This is a genomic window from Nocardia sp. NPDC057227 (assembly GCF_042669725.1).
GTDB lineage: Bacteria > Actinomycetota > Actinomycetes > Mycobacteriales > Mycobacteriaceae > Nocardia > Nocardia asteroides_A.
Genome location: NZ_JBHUXA010000004.1, coordinates 67,757 through 94,258, shown reverse-complemented (window position 1 = coordinate 94,258; position 26,502 = coordinate 67,757). Strand labels below are relative to the sequence as shown.

Sequence of the window (26,502 nt, the reverse complement as noted above, 5' to 3'; positions counted from 1 at the left end):
TGCTCCTCGCTGTGGGTGGGGTCAGGCGGCGACCAGGGTTCGGTGCACGGCACCGAGGACCCGGGGGAGCTGCTCGACCCGGTGGATCCGGCAGGACCGGCGCGGCCCGAACACCTCGGGCAGCGGATCGACGCGGACCGGGCCGACGCCGATGTAGTAGACGGTGATCCCGGCCTCGTCCGCCTCGGTGAGCGCGTGCGCCACGTCGGCCCAGGCGTAGCGGCCCTCGTAGCCCTCGTCGGACATCAGGCCGTCGCCGATCACCAGCAGCAGCCTGCGCTCGGCGGGGCGTTCGGCGAGCCGGTGCGTCAGGTGCCGCAGCGGCGCGCCGAGCCGGGTGTAGCCGCCTGCCATGAGCCCGAGTCCGCCCGGGTCGACGAAGCGCCGATCGTCGAAGTCCTTGAGGCAGCGCACCTCCACCCGGTGCCGGGTGTTGCCGGTGAAGACGAAGAGGCCGTGCCGCTCCCTTGCCAGCGCCATGGCGCGGGAGAGCGCGTCGGCGCAGGCGAGTTCGAGGCGGAAGGCGCGGCCGCCGTTGCTGCCCAGTGAGGAGCTGCCGTCGAGCAGGACCGCGGTGGTGACGTCGCGGGTCGTCGGCAGCAGGTCGCGGAAGACGCGCGGCTCCGGCACCGGGCCGCCGAGTGCGTCCAGGCGGTGCGCGACGTAGCGGTCCACGTCCAGGTCGGCGCCGTCGGGGAGCCCGCCGCGCAGGGCGCGGTGGGTGCGCTGCTCGAACCAGCGCCGCAGGTCGGCACCGACCGGTCGGGCCGGTCTGCCGCGGACGGGGTCGGTGCGTTCGAGGACCGCGACGTGGTCCGGGAGGAAACTCTCGGTCCACATGTTCCACTCCGGGTACGGGATCCCCGCGCGCCGGTCGGCGCGGATGTCGAGGTCCTCGTTGTCCGGGTGGCTCGGGGGCGGCAGGTTGCTGGTGCGGGCGCCGCCGCCACCGCCGACCGGGACCGAGAGCACGCGCTTCGCGTCGCTGCGCCTGCTGGTCCACGGCATGCGGCCGTAGGTGCGGTGCACCGCCGCGGCGAGGGCGCTGCGGCCGGGGGCGCTCAGCGGGAGGGTGCCGAGCAGCGGATGGGCGGGGAGCTGGGTGCCGGAGCGGGCGAGGCGGTCGGCGCGCTCCAGCATGGCGGGGACGTCGAGGTCGGGTTCGAAGGGGAGGTCGGGCAGGCGCAGGCGCAGCTCCGGGATCAGGCCGGGGAGCCGCTCGGCGATCCAGCCCGCCGCCACGCCGCCCTCGATCAGGGTGAGCGCGCCGCGTTCGCGGGGGGAGAGTTCGTGCAGGGCGTAGCGGGCGAGTGCGTCCTTGGACGGCGCGCACTGCAGGGCGACGCCGCAGGTCAGGGTGGTGCGGGTCCAACCGGGGGCGGGCGGGTAGGGCACCTGGACGACGGTGCCCGCCGCATTCAGCCCGAACCCGCGGTGCGCGCCGGTGAGCAGGCGGGCATTCGCGCGGCGGCGCGCGGAGAAGGCGACCGCGGTGAGCGCGCAGCCGCGCTCCAGCGCGCGGGGGTTCACGGGACGGCTCCGTCGGGCGGGCGGCCGATCAGAAAGTGCCGATGTTCTTCATGACCCAGTACCAGAAGCCGATGATGCCGCAGACCAGCACCCACGCCCCGATGATGCGCACGAGATCCAGCCACATGAGGTTCGCTCCGTTCGAGAAGGGTCATCAGCGCTCCATGCTGTGCAGCGCGGTGGTGAGGTAGCTGTCGAGCATCGCGGCCCGCATGGCCCGGTTGTCCGGGGTGGTCGCGAGCAGCGCGTACAGCCCGAGCAGGAAGAACAGCGCGGCGTGGTAGGGGTCGATGCCGTCCCTGGTCTCGCCGCGGTCGCGGGCGTTCTCGATCTCGGTGGCGACGGTGGCGATCATCGGGAAGTCCCTGGGATCGCCGTCGCCGCGGTTGGGGGAGAAGTGCACCGCGAGCAGCTCGCGGAACAGGGTGTTGCCGAGCCTGCGCTCCAGGGCGAGCACCAGCCGGACGGTCTCGGCGAGCGCGGCGCGCAGGTCGTGCTCGCCGCGCAGGAAGCGGGTGAGTTTCTGCGCGAGCAGGGTCTCCTCGCGGCGCTCCAGCTCCAGCAGGACGTGCTCCTTGGTGGGGAAGTGGAAGTAGAAGGTGCCGCGCGCGACGCCGGCGACCTCGGCGATGGCCGCGATATCGGCCTCCGCCGAGCCGGTGCGCGCGAACTCGGTGATCGCGGCGTCGAGCACGCGGTCCCGCGTGCGCAGCCGCTGGGCTTCGCGCCCCTGGGGTTTTCCGGATGCATCGGTCATGACCTCGATCCCAGCAGTACCGCTGACGTGCGTCGACGGCGGGTGGGGGTGGCGAGTGGAAGATGTTGGGCGGCAGCTTCTCCGCGCTGCCGACTGCGGATTCAGACTGACATATGTCATCGACATTCGTCAATGGGTTGTTTACCGAAAGGGTAACGGGATGTGTATCGGCCGGTTTACTGTTCGTCGAACAGGTGGTCGTACCCGATGGCGAAGCTCAGGTCCGCGGGGTCGACCAGCACCCGGCGGCGGTCGCCGATGCGCGGGTGCGGCACGCCGGTCGGTATCTCGCACGCCGCCTCGAAGGCGTCGAAGCCGGGGCCGCTGATGCGGACCCGCAGTTCGGCCACATCGGGGTTCTCGCCGCCCGCGCGGATCCGCACCGCGAGGATCTCGGCCTCGGCCGGGACGGCGGCGGTGTCGAAGCGCCGGGCGGTGCGGCGCCAGCGGTAGGTCTGGACCGCGAGGGCGAGGCCGATCGGGAAGGTGACAAGGGCCGGGCACAGCGCGTCCCACAGCGAATCGCCGATCAGTGCGATGACCGGCCCGGTGGTCATCAGCCCGGCCGCGAGTACGGCGGTGCAGGCACCCGCGACGGGGCCGATGAAGTCGACCTGACCCCCGGAACGCTGAATGACTCGGCCCCCGGCTCAGGTGGCGAGCAGGGGCGCGGCGAGTTCGACGACGGTGCCGGTGTCGCCCGAGGTGATGCGGGACTCGGGAACGAGGGCGCCGATCAGCGCCAGCCCCCGGCCCCGATGCGTGGCGCCCGTGGCCGGTGTCTTCCACGTCCCGTGATCGGTGATGGTCACCCGGACCATGTCCCGCTGCACCCGCGCCTCGAGCAGGATGGGCCGCCGATCCTCATGGTGCCCGTGCTCGACCGCATTGGTGCACGCTTCGATGGCGGCCAGCAGCAGGTCGTAGGCGTGTGCGGGGTCGGTGAGCACACCGGCCAGCCACTCGCGCAGCCTGCTGCGGACCCTGGCCAGCTCTTCGGCCGCGGCGGGGAACTCCTGCCGTAGGGCGCTGGGGGTATCGCCGGTAGCGTTCATCGCCTGACCTTCCGGACCTCACCGCGGGTGTGCGGGGGTGGTACCCGACCGTAGTCGGTCCACACCCGGCCGGGTACTGCTCCCACCACGTCAAGGCTCCCAGAGGGATGCGCAGGGGATCGCGGGCAGTGTGTGGGTCACGTGGTCGTCCACGGTGATCTCGGCATCCGGGGCCCAGTCCCGCAGCGTGCTCTCGAGGTCTTCCGCCGCGGTGTCGCTGACCCGGTAGTCGAAGGTCGGCCCGGATGCGAACGCGATCCGTATGTGCCTGTCCACGGCTACTCCCAGTCGTACCCGGCGGAGGGTTCGGACAGGAAGGCGAGTGCCGCGATTTCCGGTAGGCAGTGGTGGCCGGGGGCGTGCTGGTGCCAGCGGAGGATGAGCTCGGCGGCTCGCGGGGTCAGGTGGTCGGGGTCGAAGCCGCAATCCAGCCATCGCTCGTCCACTGTCACCATGCCGCGCCCCTGCCCATGCGTTGTCCGTGTGTCGGTTTGACGTCGAGTACACAGCGGAGAAAGCCTGCGGGACAGCTAAAGTGGGTCAACCATGAAAGTTGTTCCGAAGGCCCATATGGGTTTTCAGCTGCGGTCGGCCGGTGTCCCAGCAACCGACCAGAAACCAACCAGGCTCACTGCGTGAGCGACCCACGAATCCAGGGAAGCGTGATCCACGAATGCCCCAGAAAAAGAAGGCGCTCGGCACCATCCCCCGCCGCCAGCTCGGCCGCTACCTCCGGGACCTGCGGGCGGAGGCGGGATACTCGCTGCGCAACGCGGCCCGCCTGATCGAGCGCGGCGCGAGCACACTCCAGCGGTTGGAGAAGGGAGAGGCCGGCCGCATAAGGACATTGGACATCCGGGCGCTGTGCGAGCTGTACAACGCGATGGACAGGTTGCCGATGCTCCTGGAGCTGACGCGGGCAGCGGAGGCGAACGAGGGCGAAGGGCTGTGGTGGCACGAACACGCCGACGCCATCCGTGCCGATTTCGAGCTGTACATCAGCCTCGAGGCCAGCGCGGCCAAACTCACCGTTTTTCAGCCGGAGACCCTGGTGCGGCTGTTCCAGACGGCGGAGTACGCCACGGCGCTGGATCAGCTGTTCGATCCCGACGCCACGGCGGAACAGGTCGAGCACCGCGCGAGCGTTCGCATCAACCGGCAGCGGATCATCAGCCGTCGGCGGAGCCCGGTCCAGGTCGACCTGCTGCTCGACGAGGCGGTGACCAAGCGTGTTGTCGGTGGCCCCCGAGTGATGGCCGGCCAGCTTCGTCACCTGGCCGATTTGCCCGCGAACGTCAACGTGATGCTCTTGCCGTTTACTTCTGGCTATCCGCTCGGATTCGGTCCAGGACCCTTCACCATCGTGGAGTTCGACGAATCGGTCGGGGAGGACTCGATCGTCTTCGTGGAGGGCTTTCGTGGGAACATGTACTACAGCAACGTCGAAGCGGTGGAGCAGTACCACGAGACGTTCGCCCGTCTCCGGGCCACCGCGATGACCTCAGCAGACAGCAGGCAAGCGTTGCGGCGCGCGGCAAGGGAGTACGAGCAGTGAGCATGGATCTGTCGGGCGCCGAGTGGTTCAAGTCGAGCTACAGCGGCGGTGACAACAACTGTGTCGAGGTCGCTCATCTGGACGATGGTCAGGTCGGTGTTCGGGACTCCAAGAACATGTCAGGTCCGGCGCTGGTCCTCACCCCCGGCGAATGGGGTGCCTTCACCGCTGGCGTCCGCAGCGGGGAGTTCGACCGGTCCTGAACCGCCCGCCCGCCTGATCGGTTTGTCACGTTGTGGCGACGCACCGCATCCAGCACGAGGTCGATCGCCTGGCCGAGTTCGGCAGGGAGCGCGATCTCGAAAGCCTGCGCGGTCGGCGGCTTCGGCGACGCGGCCGAGGTGGAGGTCGGCGGGTATGCCAGTGGTTGGGGAGGGGGGTGGGGCCGTCGTAGCCCGCGTGTTCGCCCCCGGAGGTGGTGTCGAGTTGGGGGCGTTCCAACAACGTGGTGGTGCGCAGGTCGGGAACGTGCTCGCCCGCGTATGGCGACCAGGTGATGCCGGGGCCGCGAGGAAGAGCAGCAGCACCGCGATCGAGACGCCGGTGGCACCGTGCCAGTTCAGGGGTGCGGGCCCGCCCGCGTACTGAGTGGTCGACGCCGAGCCGTCGGGCGCGGCGTCCCCGCGCGCGGTCGATGCGGAATTAACCCACCACAGGAAGAGCCCGCCGAGGACGACGATCCACAGCCAGGAGGCGGCCAGTTCGCGTAGAGGTCCACAATCGTTTCATGCGCTCGATGAAAGTTTTGGACAAATGCCCGCTGGAGGGATCAGATTGCACGCAAGGGGCGTGGAGTCCAGCGAGCGCCTCGGCCGGCACCGCTGGGTGATCGAGCGAATGATCTCCTGGCTGGCGGGTTATCACCGCCTCAATCTGCGCTACGACCGCAGAGCCGCGCACCTAGGATTAGTTGGTCGCCATACTGTGTCACACTGGGTTCCATGCTTGAAGGTATGGCGTCGCATTGGGGGCACCCTTCACTAGCGCGGTACGCCACGGAATTCGATTCTCGCGCTGCAGCCTGCCGACAACCACAATGGGGTGAACCCCGCGCTCTTCGGCAACGGATCTAATCCACTGAGCGCTCACCCGTTGCGGCATCTTGGGGAGGGGTTGCTCAAAAATCCATTGAGAAGCAAGCTCATCCGCTTTGTCTTCATCGCCGAGTGTGTGATCGTCTTCATCGATCAGAGGCAGTCCATCTGGAGATACGTCGCCTCTGACTACGTGTGCGCATTCGTGTAGCAGGGTGAAGAGCACTTTGTCGAGACGTTGCCCTCGCCCCGAGAGTGCGACGACTGGGCCATGTTGATCGTGGTAGGAAGCGCCAGAGATTTTGCTGGAGGGGAAAGATTCGACGTAGACGAGGCGAACGCCTACGTCGCTAAATTGCCTCGGGAGCTCCTTGAAACCGGCTGGGTCACAGACCGATCGGCTTATCTGCTTCGCGAGCGCTTGCAGTTTCTCCCGGGAGTATGGCCGGGACGGTGAGGTGGGAGCCGCTTTACGAACGCAGGCAAACCAACCGATCTGGGGAGCAATATTCATCCAGTTGGCCGGGCACGACTCGCTGATCCCCAAATCGGCCGCGTTCTGCTTCAGTAGCTGGCCGGGCTCTCGATCGCGAGCGACCCGCACGACATCGTCGCAGAACTCCCGGAGATAGGGGGGTGCCCATCCTTCCAGCAGTGCCCCACGACACCACAGATCAGATGTCATCAACTCACACAGCGACCCATCACCGAACGGTCCCCCGCAGTAGGCTGAACCATCGTGAACTACCTCGGATCGATCCGAAATCCCCTGCATGACGGGCTTTTCCTGGTGCTGTGTGATGCGGGGGCGCGGTTCGGTGGCTGGGATGTCCACGGCGACGAACTCGCCGCCGAGGGCAGCGCGCAACTGGTGCTCGACGGGTTGCGTGTCTACGTCGAGGAAGCTCACGGTGACGGCCGGCACGAGGTGCGTCGCAGCGATGACGGAACCCTCTGGATCTCACCACCGGTCGAGCCGGGTGTCTGCCCGATTCCGGAGGACGGCCTCGAACACGAGCCACGGACCGAAACCCTTCCGATGGGGCTCGTCGATGTGCCGAGCGGAACGCTGGTCCTCGCCCTCGCCTACCCCCCGCTCAACATGACGACCGACGGCGACCACGCGGGCGTTACGCATGGAGAAGGCGAACGCCTCGACGTCGTGGTCGGGCCCGGCGTCGTGGTGATCACACGCGAACGCACCGCCGCGGGCCAGACGGTAGCCTTGCGTTTCCTGCCGCCGCACGGTGCGTGAACGCTGTCCCGTGAGTCCTGCGAGGCTGTGAAGGACCGCAGTGGATTGAAGTGTCCTGGCTGATGTCGACGTACTTGAGCTCCGGGTTCCCGTGCGGCAGGTAGGTCGGGAAGAACGGGTCCCGGTTGATCCGCGCGATGATCGCGCCCGCGGCGTCGGCCCGCTTCAGCTCGCCGCGATCAACGTGGACCCAGAACGGCGAACCGACCCACAACGGGGCCGGCACCGCTCGATACGCGTACTGTTCGATCTGCTCGGTCCGTTCGAAGTGGAGGTTTCCGTGGCCGGTGGTCTCGTCGCCCTGCTGGACGACGTCGCGGCGATCGCGAAGGTAGCCGCGGCGTCGATCGACGACATCGGCGCCGCGGCGGGCAGGGCCGGTATCAAGGCCGCGGGCGTGGTAGTCGACGACACCGCGGTCACCCCCCGCTACGTGCACGGGTTCTCCCCCAAACGCGAACTCCCGATCATCCGCAAGATCGCGATCGGGTCGATCCGCAACAAGCTCCTCGTCATCCTGCCGGTGGCGATGGTGTTGAGCGAGTTCCTGCCGCAGGCGCTGCCCTACCTGCTCATCGCAGGCGGCCTGTTCCTGTGCTACGAGGGCGCGGAGAAGGTGTACGAGGCGCTCACCGGCGGTCACCACGCCGCCGGCGACGCACCCGCGGCGTCGAGCGGACCCGAACACGAGAAGGCCATGGTGAGCGGTGCGATCCGCACCGACCTCATCCTCTCCGCCGAGATCATGGTGATCGCCCTCTCCTCGGTCGAGACCGAACCTTTCGTCACCCGGCTGCTGGTGCTGATCGCCGTCGCGTTCCTCATCACCGCCCTGGTCTACGGCGTCGTCGCGGCGATCGTGAAGATGGACGACGTCGGACTCGCCCTCGCCGAGCGCAAGTCGTCGTTCAGTCAGCGGTTGGGTCGCGGACTCGTCACCGCGATGCCGAAGGTGATGTCCGTTCTCACCGTCGTCGGGATCGCCGCGATGCTGTGGGTCGGCGGCCACATCCTCCTCGTCAACGTCGGCGAAGCCGGATTCCACTGGCCCGCCGACCGCCTCCACGACCTCGAACACTGGGCCGGAGAACTCATTCACGGCGGGTTCGGAGGTGTCCTGTCCTGGACCGCGGGGACGGTCGCCTCCGCACTCGCCGGGCTCGTCGTCGGAGCTCTGGTCGTGCTCATCATGCACGTCGTTCCGAAGCGAAAAGCGAAGGAAGATACTGCGCACTGACCCGCGCAAGGTGCCGCCGCCGCGGCCGTTGCCGGCGTAGCACGGAGCCCCGGATCGGGGCGCTGGGCCGTATGTGTGGTCTGACCGGTTCGACGTGATCACGAGGCCCGGTGGCCGGGTAGCTCATCGTGCCCCGAGCACTGCGATCGGGGTTCCGGCGCGCACGGCGCTCCCGGGTGCGGCCAACACCCGAAGCACCGTGCCGTCGGCCGGACTGGGCACGGGAAGCTCGAGCTTCATCGCCTCGAGCACGGCCACCGTCTCGCCCTCGCGCAGGACAGTGCCGGGACTGATATCGATCCGCCACACATTGCCCGCCATCGGCGCGGTGACGACGGTGGCATCCGACGGCAGACCCGTAAGCAGATCGTCGGACTCCTCGACCGGCGGCGCGGCGGCGACGGTACGGTCGAACTCGCCCGCGGCGTGCCAAGCGCGCTTCTCCGCCTCGAAGGCCGCGTTCTGCCTGGTCTCGAAGTCGGCAATCGCGCCCGCATTGTCGCGCAGCATCTTCCGATGCTCGGCCAGCGCGAACGTCCCATCGGCTATCTCGGCGTCGAACCGCCCGGCCCTGGCCGCCGCCCGGTGCTCGAGCAACTGCTCGGGGCTGACCGGCTCCCAGACGATCCGGTCGAAGAACCGGAACAACCACGGCGTGCCCGACTCGAAGGGCGGGTGCTGGCGGTACCCGGACCAGATCGGGACGGTGCGCCCGATCAGTTGGTACCCGCCGGGGGAGGCCATGCCGTAGACACACAGGTACTTGCCGCCGATCCCGACGGCGTCGGCGGGGGTCCAGGTGCGGGCCGGGTTGTACTTCGTCGTGACCAGCCGGTGCCGCGGGTCCAGCGGAACAGCCAGTGGCGCACCGAGGTAGACGTCGCCGAGCCCGAGTACCAGGTACTCGGCGTCGAAGACCGCGCCGCGCACCTGCTCGACACTGTCCAGGCCGTTGATCCGGCGGATGAACTCGACATTCGACGGCAGCCACGGCGCGGTGTCGCGGACCCCGCTGCGGTAGCGGTCGATCGCCTCGGCGATGGACGGGTCGTCGAAGGAGAGCGGCAGCCGGATGGTGCGGCTCGGCACGACCAGGTCGCCGGTGGCGGGGAGTTGCTGTTCGAGGTCGGTGAGCAGGCCGAGCAGCCGGTGCTGGGCGAGTACGTCGGGGTCGAAGTGCAGGTGCAGGGAGCGGACGCCGGGGGTCACGTCGACGAGCCCGGCCGGGGCCGCTTCGGCGAGCGCCTGCGCCAGGGCGTGCACGCGCATGCGCAGCCCCAGGTCGAGCACCATGTCGCCGTACTCGACGAGGATATTGTCGTCGCCGCCACGTAGATACACCACCGCGGGCCGATCGCCCTCCGCCTCCAGCGCGGCGAGAACCCCTCGATCGCTCGGTGCCGCAATGACATCGACGCTGCCCGCCCGTGCCGCGGGCGAGGTGCGCAGCGCGGCTGCGGTGCCGTCGGCTACCGGGACGAACCGGAGCGTATCGCCGGGCCGCAGCTGCCCCAGCTTCCACCGCTGGGCCGAGATCACGGTGAGCGGGCAGGCGAAGCCGCCGAGGCTGGGGCCGTCGGGGCCGAGCAGGATCGGGGTGTCGCCGGAGACATTGAGCGCGCCGACGCTGTAGGGGGTGTCGTGCAGGTTGGACGGGTGCAGCCCGGCGTCGCCGCCGTCGGCGCGCGACCACTCGGGCTTCGGCCCCTCGAGGCGGATACCGGTGCGGTTGGCGTGCGCGCCGACCCGCCAGGGGTGCCGGTAGAACTGCGCCATGTCGGCGTCGGTGAAGTAGGCGGGCGCGGTGTGCGGGCCCTCGCCGACCGCCAGCCGCCACTCGTGGGTGAACGCCGGCCGGTCACCGATCGGTACCGCCGTGGGCGGCCCGGCCGGTGACGCACCCGCGAGGGTGAGAACGTCGCCGTCGGCGACCGCCCGGCCGGTGACGCCGCCGAACCCGCCCAGGGTGAAGGTCGCGGCGCTGCCGTGATACTCCGGGGCGTCGATGCCGCCGCGGATCGCCAGGTAGGTGCGCAGCCCGGCGTCGGCGGGCGCGCCGATATCGAGCACCGCGCCCGCGGCCAGGGTGACCGGCTCCCACAACGGCGCGGGCTCGCCGTCGACGGTCACCGGGGCCGGAGCACCGGTGACGCAGACGACCGCCGGGGCGGAGAAGCGGAGGCGCGGACCCTGCAGGGTGCACTCCAGCCCCGGCGCCCCCGGCGCGTTGCCGACCGCGGTGTTGGCCAGGGTGAACGACAGGTCGTCCATCGGCCCGGACGGCGGAATACCCACCTCCCACAGCCCGATTCGGCCCGGGTGGTCCTGCACGGTGGTCATCGTCCCAGCCCGCAGGACATCCAGGCGCGGCTCGGCGGCGGCGAGCGTGGCCATGGTCGCGGTGACATGCGCACCGTCCCGTACCACCGGTGCCGCCGCGGCGGCCCGCAGCTGCGCCAGATTGGTCCGCACGCCGTGGATGCGCGTGCTCGTCAGTGCGGTCTCCAGTGCGTCGAACGCCTCGGCGCGGGTCGGGGCGTGGGTGATCAGCTTGGCCAGCATGGGGTCGTAGTGCGGGCTGACCTCGGTGCCGGTCTCGACCCAGGTGTCGACCCGGATATCGGCGGGAAAGCGCGCCTCGGTAATCAGCCCGGCGCTCGGCCGGTAGTCGTGCGCCGGATCCTCGGCGTAGACGCGCGCCTCGACCGCCCAGCCGCGCAGCGGCGGGCCCGCGTCCGGCACGGCGTCGAGCACGGTCGCGTCGCCACCGGCCAGCCGCAGCATCCAGGCGACCAGGTCGACACCGGTGACGGCCTCGGTGACCGGATGCTCCACCTGCAGCCTGGTATTCATCTCCAGGAACGACGCCGCGCCGCGCTCGGTGTCGTAGACGAATTCGACGGTGCCGGCCGAGCGGTAGCCGACCGAGCCCGCCAGGGCGCGTGAGGTCGCAAGCAGCTCCTCGGTGAGCGTCGCGGGCAGGCCGGGGGCGGGTGCCTCCTCGATCACCTTCTGGTTGCGCCGCTGCAGCGAGCAGTCGCGGGTGCCGAGGCTGACCACCCGGCCCTGCCCGTCCCCGAAGACCTGCACCTCGATATGGCGCGCCCGGGCGACGAACCGCTCCAGGAACACCCCCGCCGAGGAAAAGTTCGCCACCGCCAGCCGCTGCACCCGGTCGAACGCGGCGTGCACCGCGTCGGCGTCGAAGCACGCCTGCATGCCGATGCCGCCACCGCCACCGACCGCCTTGACCATCACCGGGTAGCCGATCCGGTCGGCCTCGGCGACCGCGTGCGCGGCCGACTCCAGGATGCCGCTGCCCGCCACCAGCGGGACGCCGACGGCGCGCGCGGCCTCGCGGGCGGTGTGCTTGTCGCCGAAGACCCGCAGCTGCTCCGGCGACGGCCCGACGAAGACCAGCCCCGCCGCGGCTACGGCGGTCGCGAAATCCGCGCTCTCGGAGAGGAATCCGTACCCGGGGTGGATCGCGCCCGCGCCGGTGGCGAGCGCGGCCTCGATCACCGCGTCGGCGCGCAGATACGACTCCGCGGCAGGGCCGGGGCCGAGCCGGACCGCGGCATCGGCCATCCGCACGTGCGCGGCCCCGAGGTCGGCGTCGGAATGGACCGCCACCGACTTCAGTCCGAGGTCGCGGGCGCTGCGGATGATCCGCACCGCGATCTCGCCGCGATTGGCGATCAGTACGGTGTCGAAACTCGAGGTCACCGGTTACTCCTGTTCGCTTGCCATGGACATGGCGACGACGGCGCGGGTGACGCGGTCGAGGACGACATCGAGCGACTCGCCGATGTGCCGGTGCAGCAGCCCGTGCGCCTGCGCGAGCTCACCGGCGAGCACGGCGTCGAGGATCGCCAGGTGCTCGGCGATGGTCACCTCGATCCGGTTGTTGACCATGAAGTCGAACATCCGGACGTGCCGGATCCGCGCGTTCACCGCGGTCAGCGCGCGCACCAGCTCACCGTTGCCCGCCGCGGCGAGCAAGGCGACGTGGAACTCCTCGTCGACCACGACGAAACCGGGCTGCTGCTCGGGCGGCTCGGCCCGCAGCACCCGCCAGTGCTCCCGCTCCGCCAGCAGGGCGTCGCGGTCGTGCACCACGGCGGGGTTGGTGATGGCGCGCTGGATGCCGGACAGCTCCAGCGTGAGCCGCAGCTCGTAGAGGTCGCGGACCACCGGGATGCTCGGCCGCACCGGCGCGAAGCCGACCTCCTCGCGGCGCAGCAGCCCGTCGGCGCAGAGCATGGCCAGCGCCTCCCTGGCCGGGGTGCGCGAGATGCCGAAGCGCGCGGAGACCTTCGGCTCGGTCAGTCGCTGCTCGAAGCCGATGCGGCCGTTCATGAGGTCGTCGCGCAGCGCCGCGTAGACGGTGTCGCGCAGGGAGCCGGGCGGGGTGGTCGTGCGGATCCGCACCGGTGTCGCCATGGCTGTATACGCTAGGAATCCGCGGTTTCCGCGAGATCACCGCGCGTAACCGCCGGGTAAGCGAATTCCGGACCCCGGCGACCCGGGTGCGGGGCGCAGAGTCCGACCTGTGCAGCTGGTTCGTCTCGCGCCGCTGCACCCGGCCGGGTGCGGTCCGGTCGGTCAGCTGATCTGGGTCCCGGACCAGCCGAAGCTGAAGCTGTGGCCCTTGGCGGTGCAGAACAGCGCGCCCCTGCCGCCGCCGGTGCAGCTGGCGCCGCCGTTGCTCAGGGTGCCGTCGATGGGTGTGCTGCCCGCGCGTCCGTGCGGGCCGACGAGCCCGAAGGTCGGGTGTGCGGGCAGGAAGGGAAGGTCGATGGCGAGGTCGTAGACGGTGAAGCCGAAGAGGTTCGTGCCGCCGGGGATATCGCAGCCGACATCCCCGTTGGCTCGGATCGCGCAGTTGGAGCCGCCGTAGCTGAAATACACGGTGCTGTCGCCAGGTTGCGCGGCGGCACCCTGCATTCCCGGCACGGCGAGGGCGGCGGCGAGGACGGGTGCGGCGAGAAGCGTTCGAATTCTCATGGAACGACCATAACTGCTGCGAACACCGATGTTCGCTGATCTGTGGACCGCGAGTGTCGTGCGCGGGCACCCGCCCCCCGGTGATCCGCTATATTCGTCGGTGCAGCTGGTTCGCCGGCGGCGGAGTCGAAGGAGCCCCTGACCCGCCCGCCTGCGTCGAAGCCCGGAGAGCAATTCGCCGGGTGAGAGGGAACCCGGTGGAAATCCGGGACTGTCCCGCAGCGGTGAGTGGGAACGACAGCCGTCACCCGCACTGGGCACCCGCCTGGGAAGCGACGGTCGGTAGGACCAGCCCCGGGCCCCCGGGGCCGACCCGATCTCGGGTCGATGCCCACGAGTCCGAAGGCCTGCCCGTTGTACCGGGGACGCCGTCCCCGGTGGTCGTCGCCTCGTGGATCGGGCGCTACGCCGAGTGGACCCGGGCACGGGAACGATGCTTCACGGGCTCCATCCGCGTGCGCTCCGAATGGGCGGCGGTCTTGGCTGCTGCTGATGGAGCTCATCGATGTCGAACACCACCTTTACCGCGACCGTGCTGGGGTTCCCGCGCGTCGGCCCCAACCGGGAGCTCAAGCGCGCCACGGAGTCCTACTGGGCGGGCCGCACGAACGCCGAGGCCCTGCACGCCGTCGCGAAGGAGCTGCGCACCGCGCAGCTGACGGCGGCCATGGACGCCGGGCTCGATTCGGTGCCGGTGGGCACCTTCTCCTACTACGACCAGGTGCTCGATACCGCCGTGCTGCTCGGCGCGCTGCCGCAGCGGGTCTCCGGGATCGCCGACGAACTGGACCGGTACTTCGCCGCCGCCCGCGGCAATGCCGAGGTCGCCCCGCTCGAGATGACCAAGTGGTTCGACACGAACTACCACTACCTGGTGCCCGAGCTCGCCGCGGACACCGCCTTCGCGCTGCACCCGGAGAAGCCGCTGGCCGAGTTGACGGAGGCGCTGGCGCTCGGCGTGCCCGCGCGGCCGGTGGTCGTCGGGCCGATCACCTTCCTGAAGCTGGCCAAGTCGGTGGACGGAAGCGACCTGCTCGACCGGCTGCCCGACCTGATCCCGCTGTACGAGCGGCTGCTCGGGCTGCTCGCCGAGGCCGGGGCGGAATGGGTTCAGCTGGACGAGCCGTCGCTGGTCACCGATCTCACCGAGGCCGAGCTGGCGGCGGTGCGCAGCACCTACCGGCGGCTCTCGGAGGTCACGGCGCGTCCGGCGATCCTGGTGGCCGCCTACTTCGGCCGTCTCGGCGTGGCGCTGCCCGCGCTGGCCGAGACCGGGATCGATGGCATCGCCGTCGACCTGGTCGCGGGCGGGGACGCGGATGTCGCCGCGGCCCGGTCGATCTCCGGCAAGCTGATCGTCGCCGGCGTGGTCGACGGCCACAACATCTGGCGGGCCGACCCCGACCATGTGCTGCCGCGGCTGACCGAGCTGCGCGACGCCGGGGTGGCCGTTGCCGTCTCCAGCTCGTGCTCGCTGCTGCACGTCCCCTACAGCCTGGCGCCGGAGACCGACCTGGACCAGCGGCTGCGCGGCTGGCTCGCCTTCGGCGACGAGAAGATCGCCGAGATCCGGGTGCTCGCCACCGCGCTCACCGAGGGCGAGAGCGCGGTCGCCGACCAGCTCGAGGTCGCGCGCACCGCGGTCGCCGACCGCAGGGCCGACCCGCGCCTGCGCGTGGAGTCGGTGCGCGAGCGCCTCGACGACCTGGACGCGGCCGCGACCCGTCGCGCCCCCGCCGACGAGCGCCGCGTCCTGCAGCAGGAGCGGCTGAACCTGCCGCTGCTGCCGACCACCACCATCGGCTCCTACCCGCAGACCGGCCGGATCCGGGTGGCCCGCGCCGAATTCCGCCGCGGCGAGATCGACCGGGCCGAGTACGACACCCGCATGCGCGCCGAGATCGCCGAGGTCATCGCGCTGCAGGAGGAGATCGGGCTGGACGTGCTCGTGCACGGCGAGCCGGAGCGCAACGACATGGTGCAGTACTTCGCCGAGCAGCTCGACGGCTTCGCCGCCACGGTCAACGGCTGGGTGCAGTCCTACGGCACCCGCTGCGTGCGCCCGCCGATCGTCTACGGCGACGTGGCACGCCCGGCGGTGATGACCGTCGAGTGGATCACCTACGCCCAGTCGCTGACGAGCAAGCCGGTCAAGGGCATGCTGACCGGCCCGGTCACCATCCTGGCCTGGTCGTTCATCCGCGACGACCAGCCGCTCGCCGACACCGCGCGACAGATCGCGCTGGCCATCCGGGACGAGACGGTGGACCTGGAGGCGGCGGGCATCGGCGTCGTCCAGGTGGACGAGCCCGCGCTGCGCGAACTGCTGCCGCTGCGCCGGGCCGACCAGGCCGCCTACCTGGACTGGGCGGTCGAGGCGTTCCGGCTCGCCACCGCAGGCGTCGCCGACGCCACCCAGATCCACACCCACCTCTGCTACTCGGAGTTCGGCGAGGTCATCGGGGCGATCCACGGCCTGGACGCCGACGTCACCTCGATCGAGGCGGCGCGCTCGCACATGGAGGTGCTCGACGACCTCAATGCGATCGGCTTCGACCTCGGCGTCGGCCCTGGTGTCTACGACATCCACTCGCCGCGCGTTCCCGGCGCGGAGGAAGTACGGAAGTCGCTGGCGCTGGCACTCAAAGCCGTTCCGGCCGAACGGCTGTGGGTCAACCCGGACTGCGGGCTCAAGACCCGCAGCACCGCCGAGGTGACCGCCTCGCTGCGCAACCTCGTCGCGGCGGCGCAGGCGCTGCGCTGACCCGGCCCCGGGGCGGTCCCTTGCCGCCCCGGGGTGTCCCTTCCAGCCCCGAGGCCCCTATGCGTAACCTCCCGCGGGCGGCACGATGACCGTCCGAACCACGCCCGCCCCCCGCTCGGTCGTGGCGAACCTGCGTACCGACGCCACCGCCCCCGTCCCGTTCTCCGTGGAGTTCAACCCGCCGCGCGATGCCGACGGTGAGGCCCGGCTGTGGCGCGCCGTCCGGCAATTCGAGCGCCTGCACCCGGCTTTCGTCTCGATGACCTACGGCGCGGGCGGCTCCACCAAGGACCGCACCGCCCGCATCACCGGGCAGCTGGCCCAGCAGACCACGCTGCTCCCGGTGGCGCACCTGACCGCCGTCGGGCACAGCCGCGCCGAGCTGCGCGCGCTGGTCGGCACCTACGCCGACAGCGGCATCCGCGACATCCTCGTCCTGCGCGGCGACCCGCCGGGCGACCCGCTCGGCGACTGGCACCGGCACCCCGCCGGCGTCACCTACGCCGAGGAGCTGGTCCGCATGGTCCGCGACCTCGGCGATTTCGACGTCGGGGTGGCCTCCTTCCCGCAGGGCCACCACCGCTCACCGGACCTGGAGACCGACACGGCGTATCTGGCCGCGAAACTCAGGGCCGGAGCGGAGTACTCGATCACCCAGATGTTCTTCGGCGTCGAGCACTACCTGCGGCTGCGCGACCGGCTCGCCGCGCACGACCCGGTCGAGGGCGCGAAACCGATCATCCCCGAGCTCATGCCGATCACCTCGCTGCGCACCGTGCGCCGCGCGGTGGAGCTGTGCGGGCGTGACCTGCCCGCGCCGGTCCTGGACCGGCTGCACCGGGCCGCGGGCGACGGCCCGGAGGAGAACCGCGCCGCCGTGCGCGCGGCAGGCATCGAGATCGCCACCGAGCTGGCCCAGCGGCTCATCGACGAGGGCGCGCCGTGCCTGCACTTCGTCACCCTCAACTTCGCCAAGGCGACGACCGAGGTGCTCACCAACCTCGGCTACCGGGCGACCGCCGTGCCGTAGCCGGGGCGTGGTCTGCCCGCACCCGATCGGTCCAGCCAACCGACCCGGAGATCACCGGCACTCCGCGGAGTGCGCCGTACCGCCGATCTGCGCAGCCGGTTCGACTACGAGCTCTGAGCTCGGGGGATTCGGTCTGCGACGAGGCCGAAGGCGGCGGCGAGCGGGACCGCGGCGGCGAGGTCGCCGGTGATGCTGAGCGCGCCCGTCTCGATGGCGGTACCGAGTGCGAGCGTGCCGTTGGCGAGCTCGGTGAGGACGGCGATGTCGGCGGCGAGCACCGCGCGCGGCGATTCGGCGGGCAGTGCGCGGAACTCGATCCGCTCCGGGGTGATCGTGAAGCGGAAAGCCGCTCCGCCCGTGCGGAGTTCGTAGACGCCGTCGGCCCCCGGCGCCGATCGGAACCTGGCCTCCATGGCAAGGGCGACCAGCTCGGGATCGAGGTGCTGCGTCGGCTCGGGGGCGCCCAGCCTGGGCAGGCCCCAGCGGGAGAGCGAGTGGAAGACCGGGCGCAGCGCCTCGCCGTCGGGGGTCAGCTGGTACACGGTCGACGCAGCCGGGGGCGGCAGGGTGGTCCTGGTGATGACGCCCGCGGCGTCGAGTTCCTTCAGCCGCTGGCTGAGCAGGCCGGTTCCGATGCCGGGGAGGCCGTCGATCAGGTCGGTGTAGCGCTTGGGGCCGAGCAGCAGGTTGCGCAGGATGAGCAGCGACCAGCGCTCGCCGAGCAGGTCGAGAGCGTGGGCGATGCCGCAGTACTGGTTGTAGGAGCGCTTGGCCATGATCCCGGAAGCTTAACCTTCCGAACCCTGTACTTCAGAAATCGTAAGTGCTAACTTCTCATTTCAGAACAATCGAGAGGGAGTTTCGCTCATGGTGTCGAATGAGGGCGGGACCGTTCCGGTCGCGCTGGCGGTGGGCCGGGTACTGCTCGGGGCCGCCTCGCTGGGTGCGCCGCACGCACTGAACCGCGCCTTCGGGGCGCGCAGTACGCCGGAGTCGCTGTATCTGATGCGCGTGTACGGGATCCGGGCGCTGGCCATGGGTTTCGGCTATCTCACCGCCGGTCCGCAGGAGCGGGCGCGGTGGCTGCGGCTCGGGTTGCTGATCGACGTCAGCGACACCGTGGCCGGTCTCGGGAACGTTCGGCGGGGGGATGTCTCGTCGCGGACGGCGTGGCCCCTGGTCGCCTTGACCGGCACCTACGCCGTAGCCGAGGCGATTCGGCTGAGCGTGCGATAGCTATCCGGCGTCGCTGTGCCTGGCGTACGCCGCTTCGCGGACGGTGTCGTCGTCCTCCAGCCCCGCCCCGAGCGCGCCGCCCACCGTGGCCAGCGAACACGTCAGCCAGGCCAGCTCCAGGTAGTCCCCGATCCCGACCGGATGCCCCAGCGCCTCGGCGAACCCGGCGGGCACCACCAGGAACGCCGCCGCAAGCAGCGCCAACCCGAACAGTGCCAGGTAGAAGGCGCCGACCCCGATCAGCACGGTGGCGATGGTCGCGATATTGAACATCGCCACCTGCTCCCGCATCCGCCGCCCCGGCGCCCGCTCCCACAGTTCGGCCCCGATCACCAGGGTGGCCGCGATGGCCGCGATCGACCCGACCGTCGCCAGGGACGACCGCACCGCGCCGAAGGTGTCGGCCATCCGCCAGATATCCGACGTGATCAGCGCGAACACCCCCGCCGCCGCGGCCGCCGCCAGCGCCCGCGAGAGCCGCAGGGTGAGCCGCCACGGCTGGTTGGCCCGCACCATGCCGGTGATCAGCCGCAGATTGCCGGTCAGGACGCGGGCGGTGAAGGCCGAGGCGCCCGGCTCGGTGTCGGTGCCGAGTTCGCGCACCCGGTGGGTCAGTTCGGTGGGATCGTCCGGATCGCCGCCGAGCAGGCGCGCCACGAGTTCGGCCGCGATCTCGTTCAGGCGCCTGCCCCGGCCGCGTGGGCCGAGCGCGGGGATCGAGATCACCGCGACGCCGTGCAGCGGGCTGGCGTGGGCCAGCACCGGGCGGCGGCGTTCGTGCAGCGGGAGGTCGGTGACGCCGAGGACCACGTCCCAGCCGCGGGACAGCATCATTTCTCGCGCGGCCGCCACGATCTCGCCGTCGCCGGCCGGGGGCGTGACCAGGCGATCCTCGACCAGGTCGACCTCCCACTCGGCCCCGGACAGGCGGGTGCCGAGTCCGGCGGCGAAGGTGGGGTCGCCCAGGTGCCTGCGGGCCAGTTCGAATGCCGGGCCCGGTGCCGCCACCACACCGAGAACGACCCGCGGCTCGCCGTGCTCCTCTTCGACGCCGCGCGGCGCTTCGTCTGTGGTCACGTCGGGACATTCAAGACGTGCTGTCGGGTCCGAACCAAACCGGGACGTCGTAGGGACGGCTTCCGGACCTCGAGGAGAACACACTCAGCGGTAGAAGTCGACGATCATCACGTCGCGGGAACCGCGGACCTGGTTGGTGATGACCTCGTCGTCCCGGTACAACGAGGTGCGGCCGCCGCGGTAGCGGTCGGTGTTCCAGGCGCTGGGCTCTGCCAGTGCCGTGATCGGCTGGTAGTGCCGATCGATCCCGCCTGCGTAGGAGTTGGTCTCCGGTGTCTGGAAATAGGCCGCGCTGTGCCGTGCGGTACCGGAGAACACCGACATCGTCGCCCCACCCTCTGCCAGCGAATCCCCGAGCGGGTCGTCCGCGGTCGACGGCAGCACGGCGCGGTAGCCCTCGATGAGGAGCTTCGTCCGGCGAACAGATCTCCGCGTGTGATGGTACCGGGCCGGGAACCATGATCGCCGCGCAACCGATCCAGGCGGGTCTGCAGCCGATCGGTGAACTCGTGGTCGGTGAACCGGGAGATCTCGGCTTCCTGCTGCCGCTCGCCGCGGAAGTCGTCGGCATCCTCGGACTCCGCGGTGAAGTCGGCGTGCCGGACCCGGAACTCCGGCACGGGGAGCGCTGCGCCCCTGCGGAATCGATCAGTGCTCGATCAGCGCGCTGATCCGCCGCCGATGATCGGTGAACGCCGCATCGTTCACATCCCGCGGCCGATCCAGCTCCACCGGAACGACCGCCTTCACGTGCCCCGGCGTCCCGTGCGAGATCCCACCGCTCATCACCACCACCCGATCCGCCAGGTACACCGCCTCCTCCACGCTGTGCGTGACGAACAACGTGGTGGTCCCGGTCTCGCGATGGATCCGCTCGAGCTCGCGCTGCAGCGAACCGCGGGTGAGGGCGTCGAGCGCGCCGAACGGCTCGTCCATGAGCAGCACCGCCGGTTCGTTGCAGAGCACGCGGGCGATGGCGACGCGCTGCTGCATTCCGCCGGAGAGCTGCTGCGGGAAGCGTTTCGCGACCCTGGTGAGGCCGACGAGCTCGATGTAGCGGGCGGCCCGCGCGGCGGCGTCGCGGCGGGAGGCGCCGGTCTGCCTCGGCCCGTAGGCGACGTTCTCCTGGACGGTCAGCCAGGGGAACAGGCCGTAGTCCTGGAACACGACGCCGCGGTCCGGGCCGGGACCGCGCACGGGCGCGCCCGCGACCTCGAGCCGCCCCGAGGTCGGGGTCTCGAAGCCGGCGAGCATGCGCAGCACGGTCGACTTGCCGCAGCCGCTGGCGCCGACCACGGCGATGAACTCGCCCGCCGCGATGTCGAGGTCCAGGTCGGCGACGGCGGTCACCGGGCCCTGTTCGGAGGGGAACTGCTTGCCGAGCGCGGCGATGGTGATCGGGGCGCCGAGGCGGACGGTGCTGGTCACGGGTACTCCTTCAGACGAGCCCGGGGCGGTTGCGGGTTGCCGCGCGCAGGGTGAGGGTGAGCAGGCGGTCCGAGGCGAGCCCGGCCAGGCCGATGACGATCATTCCGGCTACGATGGTGTCGGTCCGGCTCATGTCCCTGGCCTGGGTGATGAGCGCGCCCAGCCCGGTGCGGATGCCGACGGTCTCGCCGACCACGAGCACCACCCACGCCAGCCCGAGCCCGACCCGCAGCCCCGCGGTGATCGAGCGCATGGAGCTGGGCAGCACCACGGTGAAGAAGGTCTTCCAGGCGGGGGTGCCGAGCATGGCGGCGGCCTCCAGCAGCCGCGGCGAGACCGCGGAGGCGCCCGCGATGGTGTTGACCAGGATCGGGAAGAACGCGGCGAGCACGATCAGGAAGATGGTGGAGCGGTCGCCGAAGCCGATCAGCAGCAGCGCCAGCGGCGCCCACGCGGTCACCGGGATGGGGCGCAGCAGCCCGACGGTGGAGTCGAGCAACCGCTCCACCACCCGGATGCGGCCGATGAGCAGCCCGAGCGGGATCGCCAGCGCGGCCGCGACGAGGAACCCGTTGAGCACCCGCAGCGCGCTCGCCGCGGTGTGCCGCCACAGCATTCCGCTGGTCGCCTCGCCGGAGCCGACCGCGAGGTCGGCGATCCGGGCCACGACCTCGGCCGGGGAGGGGACGAAGCGCATGTCGATGCCGAGCGGCAGCTGCCACTGCTGCCGCACCGCCAGCGCCCACAGCGCGGTCAGCACCAGCGGAAGCCCGACCGCGTAGAGCGCACTGACCAGGCGTTTACCCAGCCGAAGCCGGCGCGGCGGCGGGGGAGCGGCCGGTGTGGGCGGTGCGGTGGGCGGGGCTTCGGTGACGGTGGTCATTTCGCGCCCTCCTCGGCGACGGTGTCGGCGGTGTCGACGAAGGAAGGGTCGACGAAGACGGCCATGTCCGGGATGCGGGGCAGCTGGCCGAGCGCCGCCATCTCGCGGGCGAGCGCCGTCACCTGGGCGACGTACTGCTCGGAGAGGTCCGCGCGCGGCCAGGTGTTGGCGATGGCGGTGGTGGCGACGGCCGGGTCGAGGCCGAACTGTTCGACCACCCGTTGCCGCCACTCCTCGCGGTGGGTGTCCATGTGCCGCACGGCTTCCCGATGTGCGGCGACCACCGTGCTCACCAGTGCGGGGTCGGCGTCGATGACCCGCTGCGTGGTCGCCAGCCCGATATTGACCTTCCCCACCGGGGTGTCGTACGGGCTGACGATGTCGTGCGCGCCGCGCTGCTTGGCGACCGAGGGGCCGAGCTCGGCCGAGGAGAAGGCGTCGATCTGCCCGCCCGCGTAGGCATTCGCCATGTCGGCGAAGGTCAGGTTGACCAGGGTGAGGTCGCGGTCCGGGTCGATGCCGGCCGCGCTCAGCGTCGAGCGCAGCAGCACCTCCTGCGAGGAGCCGACCGGATACCCGACCTTCCGGCCGCGCAGCCCCCGCACATCCGTGATCGATGGCTGCCCGACGATCGCGGAGCCGCCGTCGGCCGAGGAGGCGATCAAGCGGATGTCCTGCCCGTCGGCGGCACCGGCCAGCATGGCGGGCACGCCCATGACGGCCACATCGATCCGCCCGGAGACCAGCGCGTTCTTGACGTCCGGCGAGGAGTCGAAGACCGCGACATCCACCCGCGTGTCATCGGCGAGGAAGCGGTCGTAGAAGTAGGGGGCGAACAGGTGCGGCTGGCCGCGCAGCGTGCCGACCCGGAGCACCGTGTCGCCGGCACCGCCCCCGGCGCTCGGGGTGAAGGTGGTGTCGATGCTGGAGCAGCCGGTGACCAGCAGTGCGGCGGCGAGCAGGGCGAGCAGAGCTCTCCTCGGTCGGCGGGGAACGGTCGGCGTGCCTCGCGGCGACGGCGTCATGCGGGTACCTATCGGTCGTATACGGGGCGGTCCACAACGCTGTATACGTTGCTGTACTCGTGTTCCCGCGCCGTTGTGCCGAGGTTGAGAGCGCGTTTCCTTCGTTTCGCGCACGTTTCGCTCCGTTAGGGTTGGACGGCGCGCACGAGGGAGGCCCTGTGGAACTCGAGGTCGATGGTGTCGATCAGGCGGTGTCCACCGGATCGCTGCCCGACTGGGAGCGGGTCGGTGAGCTGGTCGCCACCGCCTATCAGCGCTATGTTCCGCGAACCGCCGGTGTCGTCGCCGACTACATTCCCGCGCTCGCCGCCGCCGATCCCGATCTCTTCGGCATCGCGGTCGCCGATCTCGGCGGCGGCGCGCACACCGTCGGCGCCGCCGCCCACGAGTTCTCCATCCAGTCGATTTCGAAGGCGTTCGTCTACGCGCTGGTCTGTGACGCACTCGGGCACGGCATCGTGCGCGATCGGGTCGGTGTCGACAACACCGGGCTGCCGTTCAATTCGGTGATGGCCATCGAGCTCAACGACGGGCATCCGATGAACCCCATGGTCAACGCGGGGGCGATGGCGACGACCGCGCTGGTTCCCGGTGTCACGCCCGCCGCGCAGTGGGAGTACATCCGTACGGGGCTGTCCCGCTTCGCGGGCAGGCCGCTGCAGCTGGACGGCGAGGTCTACCGCTCGGAGACGCTGACCAACCAGCGCAACAGGGCGATCGCGGGCCTGCTGGAGAGCTATGGGCGGATCACGGCCGACCCGCTCGAGGTGGTGGATGTCTACACCAGGCAGTGCTCGCTGCGCGTGCACGCACGCGATCTCGCGATCATGGGCTCCACCCTGGCCGGTGGTGGCGTGAACCCGGTGACCGGCGAGCGGGTCGTGCAGGCCCATGTCTGCCGGGACACGCTGTCGGTGCTGGCGACCTGCGGGATGTACGAACGGTCCGGGGAATGGCTCTACGAGATCGGGTTACCTGCCAAGTCGGGGGTGTCCGGCGGGATCGTCGCGATCTCGCCGGGCAAGGGCGCCATCGGGACGTTCTCGCCGAAGCTGGATCCGGCGGGCAACAGTGTGCGCGGGCAGCGTGCCATCGCGCACCTGTCGCGGACGCTGGGGTTGAACCTCTTCGCCTCCGCGGCTGTCGTTCGTGATCAGCCGCAGCCGATCGAAGGCTGACTCGGGCCGTACCCGTACGAGTATCGAGCTCCGGCAGCGAGGCGGGGCCCGGCTCGATCATCGCGCGCTGCAGGGCAGAGGTCATCGTGGACACGGTAGTTCCCGGGGGCTCGGTCGGTTCAGCTCGTCACCGGCCGAGCGGGTCTCGCTTTTCGTCCTCCGGACGGCGCGGCGCGATCGCCGGACCCAGCTTGCGCACCAGCATGACGGTGGCGTCCTCCCGCAGCGGTGTCCGGTGGTGCTCCCGCACCGCGGTGATCACCTGCCGCACCGTCTCCGGCGGCGGATGGCCCGTCCCGGCCTCCCGGCGCAGCACCTCCGCCAGCCGCCGCAGGCCGAACTCATCGCCGCTGGGGCCACCGGTGATGCCGTCGGTGTAGAGGACCAGCCAGTCCTCGGGGTGCACCTTCTCCTCGGCGACGGGCTCGGTCGCCGCGCCGAGGCCGAGCGGTACACCCTGCCGGCCGCCGAGCGGGTCGGCGATGGTGCCGCCGCGCATGACCAGCGGCTCGGCGTGACCGGCGTTGAGATAGCACAGCCGTCCGCTGTCCAGGTCCAGCTCGGCGAGTACGGCGGTGGCCAGCGGGCCTGCCCCGAACCGGGCGACGAGCGTCTCCTCGATCGAGCGGGCCTGCCCGAGCAGCCCGGCACCGGCGTGCCTGGCGCTGCGGTAGGCGGCCAGCGCCGTCGCGGCGATCAGCTCGGCGCGGTCACCGGAGGCGTCGAGGATCAGCAGCTGCGCGGTGCTCTCGGAGAAGGCGTAGTCGAAGACGTCGCCGCGCAGGTCGTAGCGCGGCTCGACGGCGGCGCTGACCACGACGTCGCCGACTCCGGCGGTGCGCGGGGGCAGCAGTGACCAGAGGAGTTCGGCGTTCGGGGTGCGGTTCCGGGTGAGGCGGGTGCGGTCGAGTCCGTCGCCGTAGTGGGTGGTGATGGTGACGAGGTGGCCGAGCAGCCGCGCCACCCAGCGGCAGTGCGCGCGCAGGCCGGGGTCGCGCAGGTCCTCGGGCTCGGGGACGCCGATCTCGAGGACGCCGAGCCGTTCGATGCCGTCGAGCAGCGGCATCCACAGGGTCTGTGCGCGGTCGGTCGACGAGGTCTGGACCGCCAGCTCGCGGAAGGCCCGGCCCGCGGTGGTGGTGTCGAGGTCGAGCGGGGGCGCGCCGGTGCCGGTGGCGGGGTGCAGCGCGCGCTGTTCGTAGTCGACGAGGTGCACGGTGAGCTCGACGCCGAGCGCGGTGCCCGCGGCCCGCGCGATCACCGGGAGCCGGTCCGGTGCGGCGAGGTGGACGCCGTCGACCAGCTCGACCAGCGCGGAGAGCGGCGGGGTGGTCGGGCGCGGATTGCGGAAGGGGCGGCTGAAGGTGGCGCGCCTGGTCTCGGTGCGCTGGTCGAGGTATTCGTTGACGACGTGCGCGAGCATGTCGCGGTCCCTGGCGCAGAGCGTCGTCATGCCGTGCACGTAGGCGTCGACCTCGAGGAACCCGGCGTCGCCGCCGACACCGAAGTACTCGGTCCACAGCTCCTCGACGTCGAGCCCGGCCCCCTCGAACACCGCGGCGAAGCTGCGCTGCTGCTCCCCGGCGCGATCCCGGCCGGAGAATTCGCGGGAACCGGTCACCACCGCTCGTCCTCCCGCGCGGCGGTGAGCTGCTCGGCGACCCGGCGCATCGAGGTGCCCTGCTCGCGCGCGGTGTGCGCGAGGGCCAGGAATGCCGCGTGCTCGCCGACCCCGTCCCGGCCCATGAGGAAGCCGGTGGCCCGCGCGATCACCTCGCGGCCGCGCAGCTTGTCGGTGATCCGGCCGCTGACCGTCTCCGCCTCGGCGGCGCCGACCACCTGCGCCACCAGCAGCGATGCCTGCGCGGCGAACAGGGTGAGCACGTGCTCCTCGCGGGGGCCGTAGGCGCCGGTGCCGTAGACCTTCATCGCGCCGAGCCCGCGCTCACCGGCGACGAGGGGAGCGCTCAGCGTCGAGACCAACCCGAGCGCAGCGGCGCGCGGACCCCAGCGCGGCCAGCGCGGATCGGTGCCGACATCGTCGACGCGGACCACGATCCGCTCCGCCGACGCGGTGAGGCACGGGCCGTCGCCCAGCTCGTACTGCAGCGCGTCGGCGCGCTCGACCAGGTCGCTGGTCGCCGCCGCGGTTCCGCGCCCGCCCGCGCTGTCGAAGAGCGTGAGCCCCGCGCCCGCGGTGCCGGGCACGGTCTGCACCGCGAGTTCGGTGATGGTCGCCAGTGCCTCGTCCACCGTCCGGTGGGTGAGGAACATTCCCGCCATCCGCGCGAACGCGGCCACGATCTGCTCGGCCGCGGTGGTGTCACCCAGCCCGCCGCTCTTCGAATCCTCCGCCGACACCTGCCCTGCCTCCCGTCACCGCCGCTACGAGTGGTCGTTACCCCGCTCGTCACCGGATATGTACTGATGTGCCCGAGGTAAAAATCTGCA

At 70.9% G+C, this 26,502-nt stretch carries 26 protein-coding genes, 1 pseudogene and 1 riboswitch; of the genes and pseudogenes, 10 read left to right on the top strand and 17 right to left on the bottom strand.

The features are described from left to right. Positions 1 to 21: 21 nt before the first annotated feature. The 6 genes from ACFUJ1_RS08280 to ACFUJ1_RS08255 all read right to left on the bottom strand — a co-directional run bounded on the left by ACFUJ1_RS08280 (position 22) and on the right by ACFUJ1_RS08255 (position 3,797). Positions 22 to 1,530 carry a nitric oxide reductase activation protein NorD gene (locus ACFUJ1_RS08280; RefSeq protein WP_378643928.1) on the bottom strand — a complete coding sequence of 503 codons (1,509 nt, stop codon included), beginning with the start codon at positions 1,528 to 1,530 and terminating at the stop codon, positions 22 to 24. A 154-nt stretch (positions 1,531 to 1,684) separates the two neighbouring features. After that, positions 1,685 to 2,287: a TetR family transcriptional regulator gene (locus ACFUJ1_RS08275; RefSeq protein ID WP_378643927.1), complete on the bottom strand. Its 603-nt coding sequence runs from the start codon at positions 2,285 to 2,287 to the stop codon at positions 1,685 to 1,687. A gap of 176 nt (positions 2,288 to 2,463) precedes the next feature. Beyond that, a complete protein-coding gene (locus ACFUJ1_RS08270) occupies positions 2,464 to 2,844 on the bottom strand; it encodes a hypothetical protein (protein ID WP_378643925.1) in 381 nt (126 codons plus the stop codon). Positions 2,845 to 2,937: 93 nt separating this feature from the next. Beyond that, positions 2,938 to 3,342, bottom strand: coding sequence for an ATP-binding protein (locus ACFUJ1_RS08265; RefSeq protein WP_378643924.1), 405 nt, complete (start codon positions 3,340 to 3,342; stop codon positions 2,938 to 2,940). A gap of 90 nt (positions 3,343 to 3,432) precedes the next feature. Then, positions 3,433 to 3,618 carry a hypothetical protein gene (locus tag ACFUJ1_RS08260; protein WP_378643922.1) on the bottom strand — a complete coding sequence of 62 codons (186 nt, stop codon included), beginning with the start codon at positions 3,616 to 3,618 and terminating at the stop codon, positions 3,433 to 3,435. Positions 3,619 to 3,620: 2 nt separating this feature from the next. Then, on the bottom strand, positions 3,621 to 3,797 hold the full coding sequence (locus tag ACFUJ1_RS08255) for a hypothetical protein (RefSeq protein WP_378643921.1): 177 nt from the start codon (positions 3,795 to 3,797) through the stop codon (positions 3,621 to 3,623). Positions 3,798 to 4,015: 218 nt separating this feature from the next. Here ACFUJ1_RS08255 and ACFUJ1_RS08250 point away from each other — a divergent pair, with 218 nt between their 5' ends. From ACFUJ1_RS08250 to ACFUJ1_RS08230, 5 genes and pseudogenes are all read left to right on the top strand, one after another. Further along, on the top strand, positions 4,016 to 4,897 hold the full coding sequence (locus tag ACFUJ1_RS08250; protein ID WP_378643920.1) for a helix-turn-helix domain-containing protein: 882 nt from the start codon (positions 4,016 to 4,018) through the stop codon (positions 4,895 to 4,897). Then, complete coding sequence (locus ACFUJ1_RS08245; protein ID WP_378643918.1) at positions 4,894 to 5,100, top strand: DUF397 domain-containing protein; 207 nt, start codon at positions 4,894 to 4,896, stop codon at positions 5,098 to 5,100. Before ACFUJ1_RS08250 ends, ACFUJ1_RS08245 begins: the two co-directional genes overlap by 4 nt. Positions 5,101 to 5,668: 568 nt before the next feature. Beyond that, positions 5,669 to 5,881 (top strand): annotated as a pseudogene (locus tag ACFUJ1_RS08240) (hypothetical protein); the annotation flags it as partial. A 789-nt stretch (positions 5,882 to 6,670) separates the two neighbouring features. After that, positions 6,671 to 7,186, top strand: coding sequence for a hypothetical protein (locus tag ACFUJ1_RS08235; RefSeq protein WP_378643916.1), 516 nt, complete (start codon positions 6,671 to 6,673; stop codon positions 7,184 to 7,186). Positions 7,187 to 7,466: 280 nt separating this feature from the next. After that, the gene (locus ACFUJ1_RS08230; protein WP_378643914.1) at positions 7,467 to 8,423 is read left to right on the top strand and encodes a DUF808 domain-containing protein; all 957 of its coding nucleotides are present in this window, start codon (positions 7,467 to 7,469) and stop codon (positions 8,421 to 8,423) included. Positions 8,424 to 8,546: 123 nt separating this feature from the next. Here the strand turns inward: ACFUJ1_RS08230 and uca are convergent, their stop codons facing one another. The 3 genes from uca to ACFUJ1_RS08215 all read right to left on the bottom strand — a co-directional run bounded on the left by uca (position 8,547) and on the right by ACFUJ1_RS08215 (position 13,430). After that, positions 8,547 to 12,149 (bottom strand): urea carboxylase, encoded by a 3,603-nt coding sequence (uca, locus tag ACFUJ1_RS08225; protein WP_378643912.1) that lies wholly within the window; start codon positions 12,147 to 12,149, stop codon positions 8,547 to 8,549. Positions 12,150 to 12,152: 3 nt separating this feature from the next. Further along, positions 12,153 to 12,866 carry a GntR family transcriptional regulator gene (locus tag ACFUJ1_RS08220; RefSeq protein WP_378643911.1) on the bottom strand — a complete coding sequence of 238 codons (714 nt, stop codon included), beginning with the start codon at positions 12,864 to 12,866 and terminating at the stop codon, positions 12,153 to 12,155. Positions 12,867 to 13,028: 162 nt separating this feature from the next. Beyond that, positions 13,029 to 13,430 (bottom strand): hypothetical protein, encoded by a 402-nt coding sequence (locus ACFUJ1_RS08215; RefSeq protein WP_378643909.1) that lies wholly within the window; start codon positions 13,428 to 13,430, stop codon positions 13,029 to 13,031. A 185-nt stretch (positions 13,431 to 13,615) separates the two neighbouring features. Further along, positions 13,616 to 13,779: riboswitch (cobalamin riboswitch) on the top strand. Positions 13,780 to 13,935: 156 nt separating this feature from the next. Here ACFUJ1_RS08215 and metE point away from each other — a divergent pair. Beyond that, positions 13,936 to 16,194 (top strand): 5-methyltetrahydropteroyltriglutamate--homocysteine S-methyltransferase, encoded by a 2,259-nt coding sequence (metE, locus tag ACFUJ1_RS08210; RefSeq protein WP_378643908.1) that lies wholly within the window; start codon positions 13,936 to 13,938, stop codon positions 16,192 to 16,194. 85 nt (positions 16,195 to 16,279) lie between these two features. Next, entirely contained in the window at positions 16,280 to 17,224 is a 945-nt protein-coding gene (locus ACFUJ1_RS08205) for a methylenetetrahydrofolate reductase (RefSeq protein ID WP_378643906.1), read from the top strand. A gap of 104 nt (positions 17,225 to 17,328) precedes the next feature. Here ACFUJ1_RS08205 and ACFUJ1_RS08200 read toward each other — a convergent pair whose 3' ends face one another. Continuing rightward, positions 17,329 to 18,000, bottom strand: coding sequence for a winged helix-turn-helix transcriptional regulator (locus ACFUJ1_RS08200; RefSeq protein WP_378643904.1), 672 nt, complete (start codon positions 17,998 to 18,000; stop codon positions 17,329 to 17,331). A gap of 91 nt (positions 18,001 to 18,091) precedes the next feature. Between ACFUJ1_RS08200 and ACFUJ1_RS08195 the strand changes: the two genes are divergently transcribed. After that, positions 18,092 to 18,460, top strand: coding sequence for a hypothetical protein (locus ACFUJ1_RS08195; protein ID WP_378643903.1), 369 nt, complete (start codon positions 18,092 to 18,094; stop codon positions 18,458 to 18,460). Here ACFUJ1_RS08195 and ACFUJ1_RS08190 read toward each other — a convergent pair whose 3' ends face one another. Beyond that, positions 18,461 to 19,537, bottom strand: coding sequence for a hypothetical protein (locus ACFUJ1_RS08190; protein ID WP_378643901.1), 1,077 nt, complete (start codon positions 19,535 to 19,537; stop codon positions 18,461 to 18,463). Between the two features lie 84 nt (positions 19,538 to 19,621). After that, positions 19,622 to 19,921, bottom strand: a complete 300-nt coding sequence (locus ACFUJ1_RS08185; RefSeq protein ID WP_378643900.1) for a hypothetical protein — start codon at positions 19,919 to 19,921, stop codon at positions 19,622 to 19,624. 74 nt (positions 19,922 to 19,995) lie between these two features. On the opposite strand from ACFUJ1_RS08185, the gene ACFUJ1_RS08180 reads away from it, so the two are divergent. Then, the gene (locus ACFUJ1_RS08180) at positions 19,996 to 20,208 is read left to right on the top strand and encodes a hypothetical protein (protein ID WP_378643898.1); all 213 of its coding nucleotides are present in this window, start codon (positions 19,996 to 19,998) and stop codon (positions 20,206 to 20,208) included. Here the strand turns inward: ACFUJ1_RS08180 and ACFUJ1_RS08175 are convergent. The 3 genes from ACFUJ1_RS08175 to ACFUJ1_RS08165 are packed head-to-tail and all read right to left on the bottom strand — an operon-like array spanning position 20,186 to position 22,873. Next, positions 20,186 to 20,965, bottom strand: coding sequence for an ABC transporter ATP-binding protein (locus tag ACFUJ1_RS08175; RefSeq protein ID WP_378643897.1), 780 nt, complete (start codon positions 20,963 to 20,965; stop codon positions 20,186 to 20,188). The two genes, ACFUJ1_RS08180 and ACFUJ1_RS08175, sit on opposite strands and share 23 nt — an antisense overlap. A 10-nt stretch (positions 20,966 to 20,975) precedes the next feature. Continuing rightward, complete coding sequence (locus tag ACFUJ1_RS08170) at positions 20,976 to 21,848, bottom strand: ABC transporter permease (RefSeq protein ID WP_378643895.1); 873 nt, start codon at positions 21,846 to 21,848, stop codon at positions 20,976 to 20,978. Then, positions 21,845 to 22,873: an ABC transporter substrate-binding protein gene (locus ACFUJ1_RS08165; protein ID WP_378643893.1), complete on the bottom strand. Its 1,029-nt coding sequence runs from the start codon at positions 22,871 to 22,873 to the stop codon at positions 21,845 to 21,847. The genes ACFUJ1_RS08170 and ACFUJ1_RS08165 overlap by 4 nt, the downstream gene beginning before the upstream one ends. A 59-nt stretch (positions 22,874 to 22,932) precedes the next feature. On the opposite strand from ACFUJ1_RS08165, the gene glsA reads away from it, so the two are divergent. Then, positions 22,933 to 24,051 carry a glutaminase A gene (glsA, locus tag ACFUJ1_RS08160; protein ID WP_378643892.1) on the top strand — a complete coding sequence of 373 codons (1,119 nt, stop codon included), beginning with the start codon at positions 22,933 to 22,935 and terminating at the stop codon, positions 24,049 to 24,051. Positions 24,052 to 24,178: 127 nt separating this feature from the next. On the opposite strand, the gene ACFUJ1_RS08155 is transcribed toward glsA, so the two are convergent. Next, positions 24,179 to 25,672, bottom strand: a complete 1,494-nt coding sequence (locus tag ACFUJ1_RS08155; RefSeq protein ID WP_378643890.1) for a PP2C family protein-serine/threonine phosphatase — start codon at positions 25,670 to 25,672, stop codon at positions 24,179 to 24,181. Next, positions 25,669 to 26,412 carry a GAF and ANTAR domain-containing protein gene (locus ACFUJ1_RS08150; protein WP_378643888.1) on the bottom strand — a complete coding sequence of 248 codons (744 nt, stop codon included), beginning with the start codon at positions 26,410 to 26,412 and terminating at the stop codon, positions 25,669 to 25,671. The genes ACFUJ1_RS08155 and ACFUJ1_RS08150 overlap by 4 nt, the downstream gene beginning before the upstream one ends. Between the last annotated feature and the right edge of the window lie 90 nt (positions 26,413 to 26,502).